This is a genomic window from Streptomyces sp. NPDC041940 (genome assembly GCF_055589465.1).
Genome location: NZ_JBVJBP010000019.1, coordinates 120524 through 134620 on the forward strand (window position 1 = coordinate 120524; position 14097 = coordinate 134620).

The 14097-nt window shown below is 70.9% G+C and carries 13 protein-coding genes; 9 read left to right on the forward strand and 4 right to left on the reverse strand.

Going from position 1 to position 14097, the window contains the following annotated elements; all coding sequences use genetic code 11:
• The first annotated feature begins 16 nt into the window (after positions 1-16).
• From ACZ6I3_RS28270 to mutM, 4 genes are all read left to right on the forward strand, one after another.
• On the forward strand, positions 17-661 hold the full coding sequence (locus ACZ6I3_RS28270; protein WP_469418393.1) for a YceD family protein: 645 nt from the start codon (positions 17-19) through the stop codon (positions 659-661).
• Between the two features lie 2 nt (positions 662-663).
• Complete coding sequence (gene rpmF, locus ACZ6I3_RS28275; RefSeq protein ID WP_003951102.1) at positions 664-837, forward strand: 50S ribosomal protein L32; 174 nt, start codon at positions 664-666, stop codon at positions 835-837.
• A 19-nt stretch (positions 838-856) separates the two neighbouring features.
• On the forward strand, positions 857-1663 hold the full coding sequence (gene rnc, locus ACZ6I3_RS28280; protein ID WP_469418461.1) for a ribonuclease III: 807 nt from the start codon (positions 857-859) through the stop codon (positions 1661-1663).
• Positions 1664-1777: 114 nt separating this feature from the next.
• Positions 1778-2638, forward strand: a complete 861-nt coding sequence (gene mutM / locus ACZ6I3_RS28285; RefSeq protein ID WP_469418395.1) for a bifunctional DNA-formamidopyrimidine glycosylase/DNA-(apurinic or apyrimidinic site) lyase — start codon at positions 1778-1780, stop codon at positions 2636-2638.
• On the opposite strand, the gene ACZ6I3_RS28290 is transcribed toward mutM, so the two are convergent.
• Both ACZ6I3_RS28290 and ACZ6I3_RS28295 read right to left on the reverse strand, forming a co-directional pair.
• Positions 2628-3026, reverse strand: a complete 399-nt coding sequence (locus ACZ6I3_RS28290; protein WP_399023292.1) for a winged helix-turn-helix transcriptional regulator — start codon at positions 3024-3026, stop codon at positions 2628-2630. The genes mutM and ACZ6I3_RS28290 overlap by 11 nt on opposite strands.
• 68 nt (positions 3027-3094) lie before the next feature.
• Positions 3095-4243 (reverse strand): CAP domain-containing protein, encoded by a 1149-nt coding sequence (locus ACZ6I3_RS28295; RefSeq protein ID WP_469418397.1) that lies wholly within the window; start codon positions 4241-4243, stop codon positions 3095-3097.
• Between the two features lie 162 nt (positions 4244-4405).
• Here ACZ6I3_RS28295 and ACZ6I3_RS28300 point away from each other — a divergent pair, with 162 nt between their 5' ends.
• The 4 genes from ACZ6I3_RS28300 (at position 4406) to ACZ6I3_RS28315 (ending at position 10693) form a co-directional block, all read left to right on the forward strand.
• On the forward strand, positions 4406-4687 hold the full coding sequence (locus ACZ6I3_RS28300) for an acylphosphatase (protein ID WP_328343793.1): 282 nt from the start codon (positions 4406-4408) through the stop codon (positions 4685-4687).
• 380 nt (positions 4688-5067) lie between these two features.
• Positions 5068-5271: a hypothetical protein gene (locus tag ACZ6I3_RS28305; protein ID WP_469418398.1), complete on the forward strand. Its 204-nt coding sequence runs from the start codon at positions 5068-5070 to the stop codon at positions 5269-5271.
• Between the two features lie 210 nt (positions 5272-5481).
• A complete protein-coding gene (gene smc / locus ACZ6I3_RS28310; RefSeq protein WP_469418399.1) occupies positions 5482-9051 on the forward strand; it encodes a chromosome segregation protein SMC in 3570 nt (1189 codons plus the stop codon).
• 223 nt (positions 9052-9274) lie between these two features.
• Positions 9275-10693 (forward strand): sugar porter family MFS transporter, encoded by a 1419-nt coding sequence (locus ACZ6I3_RS28315; protein ID WP_469418401.1) that lies wholly within the window; start codon positions 9275-9277, stop codon positions 10691-10693.
• A 160-nt stretch (positions 10694-10853) separates the two neighbouring features.
• Here the strand turns inward: ACZ6I3_RS28315 and ACZ6I3_RS28320 are convergent, their stop codons facing one another.
• A complete protein-coding gene (locus tag ACZ6I3_RS28320) occupies positions 10854-11825 on the reverse strand; it encodes an LLM class flavin-dependent oxidoreductase (protein WP_469418403.1) in 972 nt (323 codons plus the stop codon).
• A 151-nt stretch (positions 11826-11976) separates the two neighbouring features.
• Here ACZ6I3_RS28320 and ftsY point away from each other — a divergent pair, with 151 nt between their 5' ends.
• The gene (gene ftsY, locus ACZ6I3_RS28325; RefSeq protein WP_469418405.1) at positions 11977-13176 is read left to right on the forward strand and encodes a signal recognition particle-docking protein FtsY; all 1200 of its coding nucleotides are present in this window, start codon (positions 11977-11979) and stop codon (positions 13174-13176) included.
• A gap of 111 nt (positions 13177-13287) precedes the next feature.
• On the opposite strand, the gene ACZ6I3_RS28330 is transcribed toward ftsY, so the two are convergent.
• Complete coding sequence (locus tag ACZ6I3_RS28330) at positions 13288-13953, reverse strand: bifunctional DNA primase/polymerase (protein ID WP_469418406.1); 666 nt, start codon at positions 13951-13953, stop codon at positions 13288-13290.
• Between the last annotated feature and the right edge of the window lie 144 nt (positions 13954-14097).

Sequence of the window (14097 nt, forward strand, 5' to 3'; positions counted from 1 at the left end):
AAGATCGAAAGCAGGAATGGCTCTGAACGCCCGCCTCGACCACCGCAACCCCCTCGTGTTCGACACACACGAGCTGGGCCGGCGGCCCGGTGCGCAGCAGCGCCTGACCCGCACGGTCGACGCTCCCCAGGACCTCGGTATCGGGGGAGTCATCGGAGTGCCGGAAGGCGCCCCGGTGGAGCTCGAACTCCGTCTGGAGTCGGTCATGGAAGGGGTGCTTGTCACAGGCACCGCCCGTGCCGGGGCCAAGGGGGAGTGCGTAAGGTGTCTGGAGCCGCTTCAGCTCGACGTCGAAGCGGAATTCCAGGAGATGTTCTCGTACCCTGACGCCGACGACCGGGGCCGCGTGATCGCGGAACCGGGCGACGACGCCGAGGACGACGAGGACAGGCTCTTCCTCGAGGACGGCTTGTTCGACCTCGAGTCCGTGCTGCGTGATGCGGTGGTGCTCGCACTGCCGATGCAGCCGGTGTGCCAGGAAGACTGCCCTGGTCTGTGCGCCGAGTGCGGTGCGCGGCTGGCGGACGACCCGGACCACCACCACGACGCCGTCGACATCCGTTGGGCGGCTTTGCAGGGACTCGCCGGCACCATGAAGGACGGCGAGAAGGACGAGATGAGCGGCGCCGAACCTGGCGTCGACGAGAAGCAGGAGAAGTAGCCGTGGCTGTTCCGAAGCGGAAGATGTCGCGCAGCAACACGCGCCACCGCCGGTCGCAGTGGAAGGCTGCGGTCCCCACCCTGGTTGCGTGCGAGCGCTGCCACGAGCCCAAGCAGCAGCACATCGCGTGCCCGTCTTGCGGCACCTACAACAAGCGCCAGGTCCTCGAGGTCTGAGCGGCTGGTGAGAGGCACTGTGTCCACGCCGAAGAAAAACTCTGCGGACAACCAGGCCTCGTCCCACACGCTGTTGGAAGGGCGGCTCGGGTACAAGCTCGAGTCCGCCCTTCTGGTGCGTGCGCTGACCCACCGTTCCTACGCGTACGAGAACGGCGGTCTGCCGACCAACGAGCGTCTGGAGTTCCTCGGGGACTCCGTCCTCGGCCTCGTGGTCACGGACACGCTGTACCGAACCCACCCCGACCTGCCCGAAGGCCAGCTGGCCAAGTTGCGGGCCGCGGTGGTCAACTCGCGTGCGCTGGCGGAGGTGGGCCGTGGGCTCGACCTGGGCTCCTTCATCCGGCTCGGCCGCGGTGAAGAGGGAACGGGCGGCCGGGACAAGGCGTCCATCCTCGCCGACACCCTTGAAGCGGTGATCGGTGCGGTCTATCTCGACCAGGGACTGGAGTCCGCGGCGGAGCTCGTGCACCGCCTGTTCGACCCCCTGATCGAGAAGTCCTCGAACCTCGGAGCCGGCCTGGACTGGAAGACCAGTCTCCAGGAGCTCACCGCGACCGAGGGGCTCGGCGTGCCCGAGTACCTGGTCACGGAGACCGGCCCCGACCACGAGAAGACCTTCACTGCTGCCGCCCGCGTCGGAGGCGTCTCGTACGGCACCGGCACCGGCCGCAGCAAGAAGGAGGCGGAACAGCAGGCCGCGGAATCCGCGTGGCGGGCCATCAAGGCCGCCGCGGACGAGCGCGCCAAGGTGGCCAAGGAGCCTGTGCGGGAGACGGCCGACGAGGCCGTCCGGGGCGGCGACACGTCGTCCGCCACCGCCTGACGACAGCAGTCGCACGCAGTACCGAGCGCCCGCCCGGCCGTCCACGCCGGGCCGGGCGCTCGGCTCGTCCACCGGTCCGTATCGTTCTTCCGTACCGTTCTGACAGGGGGCCCGATGCCCGAGTTGCCCGAGGTCGAAGTCGTACGGCGCGGCCTGGAGCGGTGGGTCGCCCACCGGACCGTCGCCGAGGTCGAGGTGCTGCACCCGCGCGCGGTGCGCCGCCATCTCGCGGGCGGCGACGACTTCGCGGACCGCCTGAAGGGCCATCGCATCGGCACGCCCAGCCGCCGGGGCAAGTACCTGTGGCTGCCCCTGGAGGACACGGACCAGTCGATCCTGGCCCACCTCGGCATGAGCGGCCAGCTGCTGGTGCAGCCGCACACGGCTCCCGACGAGAAGCACCTGCGCATCCGCGCCCGCTTCACCGACGCCCTGGACACCGAACTCCGCTTCGTCGACCAGCGCACCTTCGGCGGGCTGTCGCTGCACGACAACACCCCCGAGGGCCTGCCCGACGTCATCGCGCACATCGCCCGCGACCCGCTCGACCCGCTCTTCGACGAAGAGGCGTTCCACAGCGCGCTGCGCCGCAAGCGGTCCACGATCAAACGGGCCCTGCTCGACCAGTCGCTGATCAGCGGCGTCGGCAACATCTACGCGGACGAGGCCCTGTGGCGCGCCCGCGTCCACTACGAGCGCCCGACGGCGACCTTCACCCGTCCGCGCACCCTGTCGCTCCTGGGCCATGTGCGGGACGTGATGAACTCCGCCCTCGCGGTGGGCGGCACCAGCTTCGACAGCCTCTACGTCAACGTCAACGGCGAGTCGGGCTACTTCGACCGGTCCCTCGACGCGTACGGCCGCGAGGGCCTGCCCTGCCGGCGCTGCGGCACGCCCATGCGCCGGCGGCCCTGGATGAACCGGTCGAGCTACTACTGCCCGAAGTGCCAGCGACCGCCGCGGATCACGCCCTAGCGGAGTCGTAGCGCTCGCGCGCGGCCAGGACGTCGTCCATGCTGCCCTCCACGAAGTGGATCAGGGCGAGCAGCCGCTCGGCCACTCCGCGTCCCAGCGGCGTCAGTTCGTAGTCCACACGGGGCGGATTGGTCGGCTGGGCCTCGCGGTGGACCAGGCCGTCGCGCTCCAGCGCGTGCAGCGTCTGGGACAGCATCTTCTCGCTCACACCGTCGACCCGGCGGCGCAGCTCGTTGAAGCGCAGCGACCCCTCGTACAGAGCGGTCAGCGCGAGCCCGCCCCAGCGGCCCGTGACGTGCTCGAGCGTGCCACGCGAAGGGCAGGCCCTGGCGAACACGCTGTACGGAAGGTCGTCCAGCCCTTCCGTGAACTCCTGGGTGGTGGTCATTACCCCAGCGTACGCCAGCACAGCGCTGACCAACAGATTGCGCTAACTATTGGTTAGTGCCTAGGGGTCTAGTAGCCGAAGTTCTGGGTCCACCACGGGCCGCCCGACCCGAGCTCGACACCGACGCCCAGCGTCTTGAAGTCGCAGTTCAGGATGTTGGCGCGGTGGCCGGGGCTGTTCATCCAGGCGTCCATCACGGCCGCGGCGTCCGCCTGGCCGCGGGCTATGTTCTCCCCGCCGAGGTTGGATATCCCGGCGGCCTCGGCCCGGTCCCACGGCGTCTTGCCGTCGGGGTCGGTGTGGTCGAAGAAGCCCCGGGCGCGCATGTCCTCGCTGTAGTTCTGCGCCAGTTCGGTCAGCGCGCTGTTCGCGGCGAGCGCGCTGCAGCCCACCTTGGCCCGCTCCTCGTTCACCAGCTTGAGCACCTGGGCCGCGGCGGCGGACTCCTCGGAGAGGGCGGCGGGGGCGCTGGGCTTCTCGGGCGCCTGCGTGGCCGTACGGGAGGGCGTGTTCTCCGGCTTCTCGCTGGGGGTCGCGGCCGGCTTCTTCTTCTCCGGAGTCTTCTCCTGCGTCTTCTCCGGCTTCTCGGGCGTCTTCGTCGGCGCGGCCGAGGACGTCGAGGCGGACGGCGACGGCGACAGGGAGCGCTCGGCGTCCCGGCTCGTGGGCGTGCCGCCCCGGCCGTCGGTGCTGCCGGAGGTGCCGCCCTGCTCGCTCGGGGTGTTGGTCGGCGTGTCCGCGGCCTGCACCTTGTCGGCGCCGCCGTCGCCGCCGAGCTTGTAGTTCTCGAGGCCGGGAACCGCGCCCGTGGCCACGGCGACCGTACCGATGGCGACCGCCGCGGACACGCCGAGCAGGCCCGTGCGCATCGGCCGTGCGGCCTTCTTCCGGCGGCGGTGCGTGCTCGCCCGCCGGGAGCCGCCCTCGGGGGTGAAGCCGTCGCTCGCGAAGACGGCCGTCTCGGCGGTCCGCTGGCGGGGGATGGGGGCATACCCGTCACCCGCGGCGGTGGCCTCCGTCTCGAACAGGTAGGCCTCGCTCCGGGCGTACGTGTCGGCGTAGGCCTCCGGGTTCAGATAGGGCGCGATGCCCATGGTCGGGCTGTCGTCCGTGCCGTGCAGCGGATCGTGGCCCTCCGCGGTGCCGTCGGCCTGCATGATCCCCGTGGCGCTGCCCGTGGCGGCGCGGCCGGCGTCGGAGCGACGGTGGCGTCCCATGTTCTGGCCTTCCTCGTCCTGGCGGTCGACTCGTCCTCGAGATCAACACCAAACTCACTCGATGGTGTGAGTTTCATATGAGATTCGTTGGGTGGGGACGGTACCGCATGGCGCAAGTGGAGGAAGTGACCCCGAGGGAGATTGGGCGGTTAGGTTGCAGTCATGAGCGAGGATGTGCGACTGGTCGCCTGGGTGCGTGGACGCGTCCAAGGTGTGGGTTTCCGCTGGTTCACGCGGGCCAAGGCCCTGGAGATCGGCGGCCTGAGTGGTTTTGCTCTCAATTTGGGCGACGGCCGGGTCCAAGTGGTCGCGGAGGGCGCGCGAGAGGGTTGTGAAGGCTTGCTGGAGTGGCTCGAGAGTGACGACACGCCCGGCCGTGTGGACGGTGTCACCGAGATCTGGGACACACCTCGCGGCGGCTACGACGGCTTCGCCATTCGCTGATCCCGCGCCGGAGGGCGAGCCTCAGGGGCACCTTCCGGCAGGCCGCCGACGGCCGCCGGGGAGGGAAAGTGGCTGGTGATTGCCAAGAATCGCTTGCCTTGGCAGGCTCCGCACGCAAGGATGATCGACACGCCCCGAGGGCCCCGCAGAAGCCGCAGTGCCGCCGTATGAGGCCGCGCGCGCCCGGTCGGCCCCCAATACGGGGCGTGATCGTGTTGACCGTCAAACTTTTTGGTGAGACGCTGAAAGCCCCGCGCACCTTAGCTGTTTGGCATGGCTGAACGGCGGCACAACTCCAGGCCCTGCCAAGCATCGCGGGTGCGAATCCCTCACGACCCACACCGCATCGGTCGGTCACGCATTGTGGAGGACCATCCATCATGGCAAAGGCGCTTCTCGGTTACGTCGGCGGCTCCGACCCTCGACTCCTCGCCGAGATGCGACGGCTCCAGCAGCGCGTCCAGGACCTGGAATCCGAGCTCGGACGGATCCAGGCCGAGAACGAGGTGCTGACGGCTGCCGCTTCTCACGACAGGATCATGGAGAGCGTTGACGCACACCAGGCGGAGCCTGCGCTCACCTGAACACTGCCTAGCTCCACAACAGCACAGCAGTGGTTGGGCCGCCCGTCATAACCGCTGAGTTGTCAGAAGTGCAAGGGACGCCGTCGGCGTCCCTTCTTTCTTTCCCCCGCATCCTTTCACCGTCTTTAACGTGTGGTGTGCCCTGAGCGTTCAGCGGCGAAACCGTGGGTTCATGGAGTGAGACGAAGCCGGGCGGTAGAGTCCGGCGGCGTGCACCTCAAGGCCCTGACCCTCCGCGGGTTCAAGTCGTTCGCCTCGGCCACCACACTCCGGTTCGAGCCGGGGATCACGTGCGTCGTAGGGCCGAACGGCTCGGGCAAGTCCAATGTCGTGGACGCGCTCAGCTGGGTCATGGGCGAGCAGGGCGCCAAATCGCTGCGCGGCGGCAAGATGGAGGACGTCATCTTCGCCGGCACCACCGGCCGACCTCCGCTGGGCCGCGCCGAGGTGTCGCTGACCATCGACAACTCCGACGGGGCCCTGCCCATCGAGTACGCCGAGGTCACCATCACGCGGATCATGTTCCGCAACGGCGGCAGCGAGTACCAGATCAACGGCGACACCTGCCGCCTCCTCGACATCCAGGAACTCCTCTCCGACTCCGGCATCGGCCGGGAGATGCACGTCATCGTCGGGCAGGGCCAGCTCGACGGCGTACTGCACGCCGATCCCATGGGCCGCCGCGCCTTCATCGAGGAGGCCGCCGGCGTCCTCAAGCACCGCAAGCGCAAGGAGAAGGCGCTGCGCAAGCTGGACGCGATGCAGGCCAACCTCGCGCGCGTGCAGGACCTCACCGACGAACTCCGGCGCCAGCTCAAACCCCTCGGGCGTCAGGCCGCCGTCGCCCGCCGGGCCGCCGTCATCCAGGCCGATCTGCGCGACGCCCGCCTGCGGCTGCTGGCCGACGACCTCGTACGGCTGAAGGAAGCCCTCAACGCCGAGGTCGCCGACGAGGCCGCGCTGAAGGGGCGCAAGGAGGCCGCCGAGCAGGAGCTGCGCAAGGCGCTCCAGCGCGAGGCACTCCTGGAGGACGAGGTACGGCAGCTCACGCCGCGCCTCCAGCGCGCCCAGCAGACCTGGTACGAGCTCTCCCAGCTCGCCGAGCGGGTGCGCGGCACGATCTCGCTGGCCGACGCCCGCGTGAAGAGCGCCACCTCCGCGCCCCCCGAGGAGCGGCGCGGCCGCGACCCCGAGGACATGGAGCGCGAGGCCGCCCGCATCCGCGAGCAGGAGGCCGAGCTGGAGGCGGCCCTGGAGGCGGCCGAACGCGCCCTGGAGGACACGGTCGCCCACCGCGCCGAGCTGGAGCGCGCGCTGACCGAGGAGGAACGGCGTCTGAAGGACGCCGCCCGCGCCATCGCCGACCGGCGCGAGGGGCTGGCCCGGCTCAGCGGCCAGGTCAACGCGGCCCGCTCGCGCGCGGCCTCCGCCCAGGCCGAGATCGAACGCCTGGCCGCCGCCCGCGACGAGGCCCAGGAGCGGGCCGTCGCAGCCCAGGAGGAGTACGAGGCCCTCAAGGCAGAGGTCGACGGCCTCGACGCCGGCGACACCGAACTCGCCGAACAGCACGAGGCCGCGAAGCAGCGGCTCGCCGACGCCGAGTCCGCCCTCACGGCAGCCCGCGAGGCCGCCACGACGGCGGAACGCAGGCGCGCCGCGACCCAGGCCCGCCACGAGGCCCTGGCCATGGGCCTGCGCCGCAAGGACGGCACCGGAATACTGCTCGCGGCGAAGGACCGCCTCTCCGGCCTGCTCGGCCCGGCGGCGGAACTCCTGACGGTGACCCCGGGGCACGAGGTCGCCCTCGCCGCGGCCTTCGGGGCGGCGGCAGACGCCATCGCCGTCACGACCCCGGCCTCAGCGGCCGACGCCATCAGACTCCTCCGCAAACAGGACGGAGGCCGGGCCACTCTGCTCCTGGCAGGGGCTCTCGACCCCAGGGGCGCGGGGAACTGCGCGACCAGCCACGCAGACGCCCCACAGCCCTTCGCCGCAGACCTGGTCCGCGGCCCCACCGACCTCATGCCCGCCGTACGACGGCTCCTCCACGGCATCGTCGTGGTCGACACCCTCGAAGACGCCGAAGACCTCGTCTACACCCACCCCGACCTCACCGCCGTCACCGCCGAAGGCGACCTTCTCGGCGCCCACATCGCCCACGGCGGATCCGCCGGCGCCCCCAGCCTCCTGGAGGTCCAGGCCTCCGTCGACGAGGCAGCCGCCGAGCTGGAAGAGCTCGCCGTCCTGTGCGACGAACTGACCGAGACCCAGCACGCTGCCGCCGAGCGCCGCAAGGAAACCGCCGCGCTCGTCGAGGACGTGGGGGAGCGGCGCCGGGCCGCCGACCGGGAGAAGTCGTCCGTCGCCCAGCAGCTCGGCCGGCTCGCCGGGCAGGCCCGGGGCGCTGCGGGGGAGGCCGAGCGGTCCACGGCCGCCGCCGCCCGGGCGCAGGAAGCCTTCGACAAGGCCCTCGCCGAGGTCGAGGAACTCGCCGAGCGACTCGCCGTCGCCGAGGAGATGCCGATCGAGGAGGAGCCCGACACCTCTGTCCGGGACCGGCTCGCCGCCGACGGTGCCAACGCCCGCCAGACCGAGATGGAGGCCCGTCTCCAGGCCCGTACGCACGAGGAACGGGTCAAGGGTCTGGCCGGACGGGCCGAGTCGCTCGACCGGGCCGCCCGCGCGGAACGCGAGGCACGCGCGCGTGCGGAGCAGCGGCGGGCCCGGCTGCGGCACGAGGCCGCCGTCGCCGAGGCCGTCGGCGCGGGCGCACGGCAGCTGCTCGCGCACGTCGAGGTCTCCCTGGCCCGCGCCGACGAGGAGCGCACCGCCGCCGAGGCCGCCAAGGCCCGCCGTGAGCAGGAACTCGCCCGCGCCCGCACCGAGGGGCGCGATCTCAAGGCCGAACTCGACAAGTTGACGGATTCGGTCCACCGAGGCGAGGTACTCGGCGCCGAGAAGCGGCTGCGGATCGAGCAGCTGGAGACGAAGGCGCTGGAGGAGCTGGGTGTCGAACCGGCCGGACTGGTGGCGGAGTACGGACCGCACCAGCTCGTGCCGCCCTCGCCCCCCGCCGAGGGCGAGGAGCTGCCGGAGGACCCGGAGCACCCGCGCAACCGGCCGAAGCCGTATCTCCGGTCCGAGCAGGAGAAGCGCCTGAAGTCGGCCGAGCGTGCCTACCAGCAGCTCGGCAAGGTGAACCCGCTCGCCCTGGAGGAGTTCGCGGCGCTGGAGGAACGCCACCAGTTCCTCAGCGAGCAGCTCGAGGACCTGAAGAAGACGCGGGCGGACCTCCTCCAGGTGGTGAAGGAGGTCGACGAGCGTGTCGAGCAGGTCTTCACCGAGGCCTACCGGGACACGGCCCGGGAGTTCGAAGGCGTCTTCAGCCGGCTGTTCCCCGGTGGGGACGGACGGCTGATCCTGACCGACCCCGACAACATGCTCACCACGGGCGTGGACGTCGAGGCCCGGCCGCCGGGCAAGAAGGTCAAGCGGCTGTCGCTGCTCTCGGGCGGGGAGCGGTCGCTGACCGCCGTGGCGCTGCTCGTGTCGATCTTCAAGGCGCGGCCCAGCCCGTTCTACGTCATGGACGAGGTCGAGGCCGCCCTCGACGACACCAACCTCCAGCGGCTCATCCGGATCATGCAGGAGCTCCAGGAAGCTTCACAGCTGATCGTGATCACCCATCAGAAGCGCACGATGGAGGTCGCCGACGCGCTGTACGGCGTCTCCATGCAGGGCGACGGTGTGTCGAAGGTCATCAGCCAGCGCCTGCGCTAGATGGATGCTGCATACACCCGTCTCACCTGCGACGCTCGATGGCTTCAATTCTTGAACACATCGCCCCCACACTCCTGACGCAGATTCACGTCTCTCGACCTATTGACTTCGAAACTTGAAGGCATAGTCTCGGCAACGTTCCTTTTACCTTCAGGTACCTTCAGGTGGCACCTCGAAGGGCTGATCCCCTCCGGCAGCGTTGCCGGTGGCCCGAGGAGTACACGTGACCAGCACAGCGCAGGCACCCAAGTCCGGAGCCAGGACGGCTCACCCCGAACATCTCGGGCACGTCATCTTCATCGCGGCGGCGGCCGCGATGGGCGGTTTCCTCTTCGGCTACGACAGTTCCGTGATCAACGGTGCCGTCGAGGCCATCCGAGGCCGCTACGACATCGGCTCCGCAGCCCTCGCCCAGGTCATCGCCGTCGCCCTCATCGGCTGCGCCATCGGCGCCGCGACCGCCGGCCGGATAGCCGACCGCATCGGCCGCATCCGGTGCATGCAGATCGCCGCGGTCCTCTTCACGATCAGCGCCGTCGGCTCCGCGCTCCCCTTCGCCCTGTGGGACCTCGCCTTCTGGCGGGTCGTCGGCGGCTTCGCCATCGGCATGGCCTCCGTGATCGGCCCCGCCTACATCGCCGAGGTCGCCCCGCCCGCCTACCGCGGCCGGCTCGGCTCCTTCCAGCAGGCCGCGATCGTCATCGGCATCGCCGTGTCGCAGCTGGTCAACTGGGGTCTGCTGAACGCCGCCGACGGCGACCAGCGCGGCAAGCTGATGGGCCTGGAGGCCTGGCAGGTCATGCTCGGCGTCATGGTCGTCCCGGCCGTCCTGTACGGCCTGCTCTCCTTCGCGATCCCCGAGTCCCCGCGCTTCCTGATCTCCGTCGGCAAGCACGAGCGTGCCCGGGAGATCCTCACCGAGGTCGAGGGCAAGGACATCGACCTGGACGCCCGCGTCGCCGAGATCGAGCACGCGATGACCAGCGAGCACAAGTCCAGCTTCAAGGACCTGCTCGGCGGGAGCTTCTTCTTCAAGCCGATCGTCTGGATCGGCATCGGCCTGTCGGTCTTCCAGCAGTTCGTCGGCATCAACGTCGCGTTCTACTACTCCTCGACGCTGTGGCAGTCGGTCGGCGTCGACCCGGCGGACTCGTTCTTCTACTCCTTCACCACGTCGATCATCAACATCGTCGGCACCGTCATCGCGATGATCTTCGTCGACCGCATCGGCCGCAAGCCGCTCGCGATCATCGGCTCGGTCGGCATGGTCGTCGGACTGGCGCTGGAGGCCTGGGCGTTCTCCCACCCCCTGGTCGACGGCACGCTGCCGGCCGCGCAGGGCTGGATCGCCCTGATCGCCGCGCATGTCTTCGTCCTCTTCTTCGCCCTGTCCTGGGGCGTGGTCGTCTGGGTCATGCTCGGCGAGATGTTCCCCAACCGGATCCGTGCCGCCGCACTGGGTGTGGCCGCGGCCGCGCAGTGGATCGCCAACTGGGCCATCACGGCGAGCTTCCCGTCGCTGGCCGAGTGGAACCTCTCCATGACGTACGTGATCTACACGGCCTTCGCCGCGCTCTCCATCCCCTTCATCCTGAAGTTCGTCAGCGAGACGAAGGGCAAGGCCCTGGAGGAGATGGGCTGAGCCCGCCCCCGCACTCGGGGAGAAGGGCCAAAGTCCCCGCTGCCCCTCTCCCCGTAACCCGCCGCCGCCCCGGTTCGGCCACTGCCCGAGCCGGGGCGGCGGTCTGTCGTGTCACAGACGATGACGCCGCCCCGATCACCACGAGTCGTCCCCGTGAGCGTCAGCTCCCCAGCCCCGGCAGCACCCGCTCGCAGAACAGCTGCAGACTCCGCCACCCCTCCTCCACCGGCATCCCGCCCGCCAGCGGATGCAGCACAAAGGAATCCAGGCCCAGCTCCGCGCACGCGTCGGGCGTGAGGATCCGGTACACGCCCTCGGCGCGCAGTTCCCCGACGGTCGTCGCGGCCGATTTCACCGCCGAGCGCACCCCGCCCGACTGCCAGGCGGCGTACGTCCGCGCCTCGTGCAGGAAGTGCTCCCCGTACTCAGCCCAGGCCCGGTCCGGGTCCTCGGCCAGGTGCAGCAAGGGTGTCTCGGCGGCGGGCATCATGACCCAGCCGTCGGTGCCGTACTCGGCGAGCCGGTCCTTGTAGTACGCCTCCAGCTCCGGCAGATGCGCGCTGGGGAAGAAGGGCAGGCCGAGCCGGGCGGCCCGGCGGGCGGCGGCCTTGGAGGAGCCGCCGACCAGGAGCAGCGGGTGCGGGTCGGTGTACGGGCGCGGGGTGATGCGGACCGTGCGGCCCCGGTAGGCGAAGGGCTCGCCCGTCCACGCCTTCAGCAGCGTCTCCAGCAGCTCGTCCTGGAGCCGGCCGCGCCGGGCGAACTCGACGCCGAACAGCTCGTACTCCTCGGGCCGGTACCCGATCCCGGCGACGGTCACCAGCCGGCCGCCGCTCAGCAGGTCCAGCACGGCGATCTCCTCGGCCAGCCGCAGCGGGTCGTGCAGCGGGCCGATCACCGCAGAGACGGTGACCGCGACACGCCGGGTCGCCCCGAAGACGGCCCCCGCGAAGGCGAACGGCGACGGCAGCCAGTTGTTGTCGGCCCCGTGGTGCTCCTCCGTCTGCACCGTGGTGACACCCCGGTCGTCGGCGTACGAGGCCATCTCCAGGGCAGCCCGGTACCGGGCTCCGAGCTCTGCGGGGGACGCCCCAGGAGCGACCAGGTTGAATCGTGCGACCGTGACGGGCATGGGGACGTCTCCCTCCACCGGGCGGGTGTCCGGGGGACGTTAGCTGACGATGCGTCAGACATCCAGGGGTGTGGAGATCCGGCGGCCCCCGGCCCCGCGGGACGGCACAAGCGGGGTGACCCGGGGGCCCATGGCTGATACTGGACGCGTTATGGACATCGTCATCCTTGCTGTAGTCATCGCCGTGGTCGTGCTCGTCGCGCTCGGCGGGCTCATCGTCGGCAGCCGGCGCAAGAAGCAGCCGCCGCCGCCCCCGCCCGCAGCGCCCGACATCACCGCCCCACCGGCCGAGCCGCACGTCGGCGACGAGGCCGAGACGCCGCGGGAGGAACCGCGGCGCACGATAGAGGAGGTGGATCTTCCGGACGGCTCGGCTCCCGTCGCCGTCGAGGAGCCGCCCGCCGAAGCTCCCGAGATCGAGATCCCGGAGCCCACGGCGGGCCGCCTGGTCCGGCTGCGGGCCCGTCTGTCCCGCTCGCAGAACGCCCTCGGCCAGGGGCTGCTCACGCTGCTGTCGCGCGAGCACCTCGACGAGGACACCTGGGAGGAGATCGAGGACACGCTGCTCACCGCCGACGTCGGCGTGCAGCCCACGCAGGAACTGGTCGAGCGCCTGCGCGAGCGCGTGAAGGTGCTCGGCACCCGCACCCCCGTCGAACTGCGCACCCTGCTGCGCGAGGAACTGCTCACGCTGGTCGGCCGCGACATGGACCGCGTGGTCAAGACCGAGCCGGAGGACCGCAAGCCGGGCATCGTGATGGTCGTCGGGGTCAACGGCACCGGCAAGACCACCACCACCGGCAAGCTCGCCCGCGTCCTGGTCGCGGACGGCCAGAGCGTGGTCCTGGGCGCCGCCGACACCTTCCGGGCCGCCGCCGCCGACCAGCTCCAGACCTGGGGCGAGCGCGTCGGCGCCCACACCGTGCGCGGACCGGAGGAGGGCGACCCGGCCTCCGTCGCGTTCGACGCGGTCAAGGAGGGCAAGGAGCTGGGCGCGAACGTCGTGCTCATCGACACCGCCGGCCGCCTGCACACCAAGACCGGACTCATGGACGAGCTCGGCAAGGTCAAGCGGGTCGTGGAGAAGCACGCCCCGGTGGACGAGGTGCTGCTGGTGCTCGACGCCACCACCGGCCAGAACGGCCTGGTCCAGGCCCGGGTCTTCGCCGAGGTCGTCGACATCACCGGCATTGTGCTCACCAAGCTGGACGGCACCGCCAAGGGCGGCATCGTGGTCGCGGTCCAGCGTGAGCTGGGCGTTCCGGTCAAGCTCGTCGGGCTCGGCGAGGGCGCGGACGACCTGGCGCCGTTCGAGCCGGAGGCGTTCGTTGACGCCCTTATCGGGGAGTGAGCTCCGGACCCAGCCGAGGAGCGACCTCCGGATATCCGTATGTGCTCACGAAGCGCCCGCCCCGATACACAGTCGGGACGGGCGCTTCGCTGTTGTACGCCTGTGTGGTGGCTAGGCCCGTGACCGGTGCGCCACATACGCCAGCGTGCCCAGCACCAGGCGGGCCTCCGGTGCCCTGGACGCCGAGTCCAGGGCGGGGGAGCGCAGCCAGCGCACCGGGCCGAGGCCGCCGCGGTCGGAGGGCGGTGCCGTGATGTGCGTACCGGGGCCGAGGCCGCGCAGGTCGAGGGAGGCCGGGTCGTCCCAGCCCATGCGGTAGAGCAGGCCGGGCAGATCGGCGGCGGCGCCGGGGGCGACGAAGAAGTGGGCGCGGCCGTCCGGCGTCGCCGCGACCGGGCCGACGGGCAGGCCCATGCGCTCCAGCCGGGCCAGCGCACGGCAGCCGGCGGGTTCGGCCACCTCGATGACATCGAACGCGCGGCCGACCGGCAGCATCACCGAGGCGCCGGGGCACTCGCCCCAGGCCTCGGTCACGTCGTCCAGCGTCGCCCCGGCGGGGATCGCCGGCGCGAAGTCCAGCGGATGCGCGCCCGGCGCCGGGCAGTCGCGGCGGCCGCAGGAGCAGGCGCCCGCGGAGGCCCGGGCCCCCGGCACCACGTCCCAGCCCCACAGCCCGGTGTACTCGGCCACGGCGATGCCGTCCGACGTGCGGCCGCGGCGGCGCGACCCGGACCGGATGTCGCGCATGCCCCGGCTGATGCCGATCGTGAAGCCCATGCCCCCTCCAACGGGTCCGACGTACCAGTGGTTACGCAGCGGTCGCTCTGCGTGACTCTCTGTTTCCGCCTTCCCGAGCGGCGGTCCGTTCAGTCAGCGCCCGGATGTGCCCAGGGTGGTGTGCTCGACGACACGCGCCCCTCA

Coding starts and splice junctions, on each gene's coding strand:
- ACZ6I3_RS28270 (WP_469418393.1), top strand. CDS start 17: ATGGCTCTGAACGCCCGCCTCGACCACCGCAACCCCCTCGTGTTCGAC.
- mutM (WP_469418395.1), top strand. CDS start 1,778: ATGCCCGAGTTGCCCGAGGTCGAAGTCGTACGGCGCGGCCTGGAGCGG.
- ACZ6I3_RS28290 (WP_399023292.1), bottom strand. CDS start 3,026: ATGACCACCACCCAGGAGTTCACGGAAGGGCTGGACGACCTTCCGTAC.
- ACZ6I3_RS28295 (WP_469418397.1), bottom strand. CDS start 4,243: ATGGGACGCCACCGTCGCTCCGACGCCGGCCGCGCCGCCACGGGCAGC.
- ACZ6I3_RS28300 (WP_328343793.1), top strand. CDS start 4,406: ATGAGCGAGGATGTGCGACTGGTCGCCTGGGTGCGTGGACGCGTCCAA.
- ACZ6I3_RS28305 (WP_469418398.1), top strand. CDS start 5,068: ATGGCAAAGGCGCTTCTCGGTTACGTCGGCGGCTCCGACCCTCGACTC.
- ACZ6I3_RS28320 (WP_469418403.1), bottom strand. CDS start 11,825: ATGCCCGTCACGGTCGCACGATTCAACCTGGTCGCTCCTGGGGCGTCC.
- ftsY (WP_469418405.1), top strand. CDS start 11,977: ATGGACATCGTCATCCTTGCTGTAGTCATCGCCGTGGTCGTGCTCGTC.
- ACZ6I3_RS28330 (WP_469418406.1), bottom strand. CDS start 13,953: ATGGGCTTCACGATCGGCATCAGCCGGGGCATGCGCGACATCCGGTCC.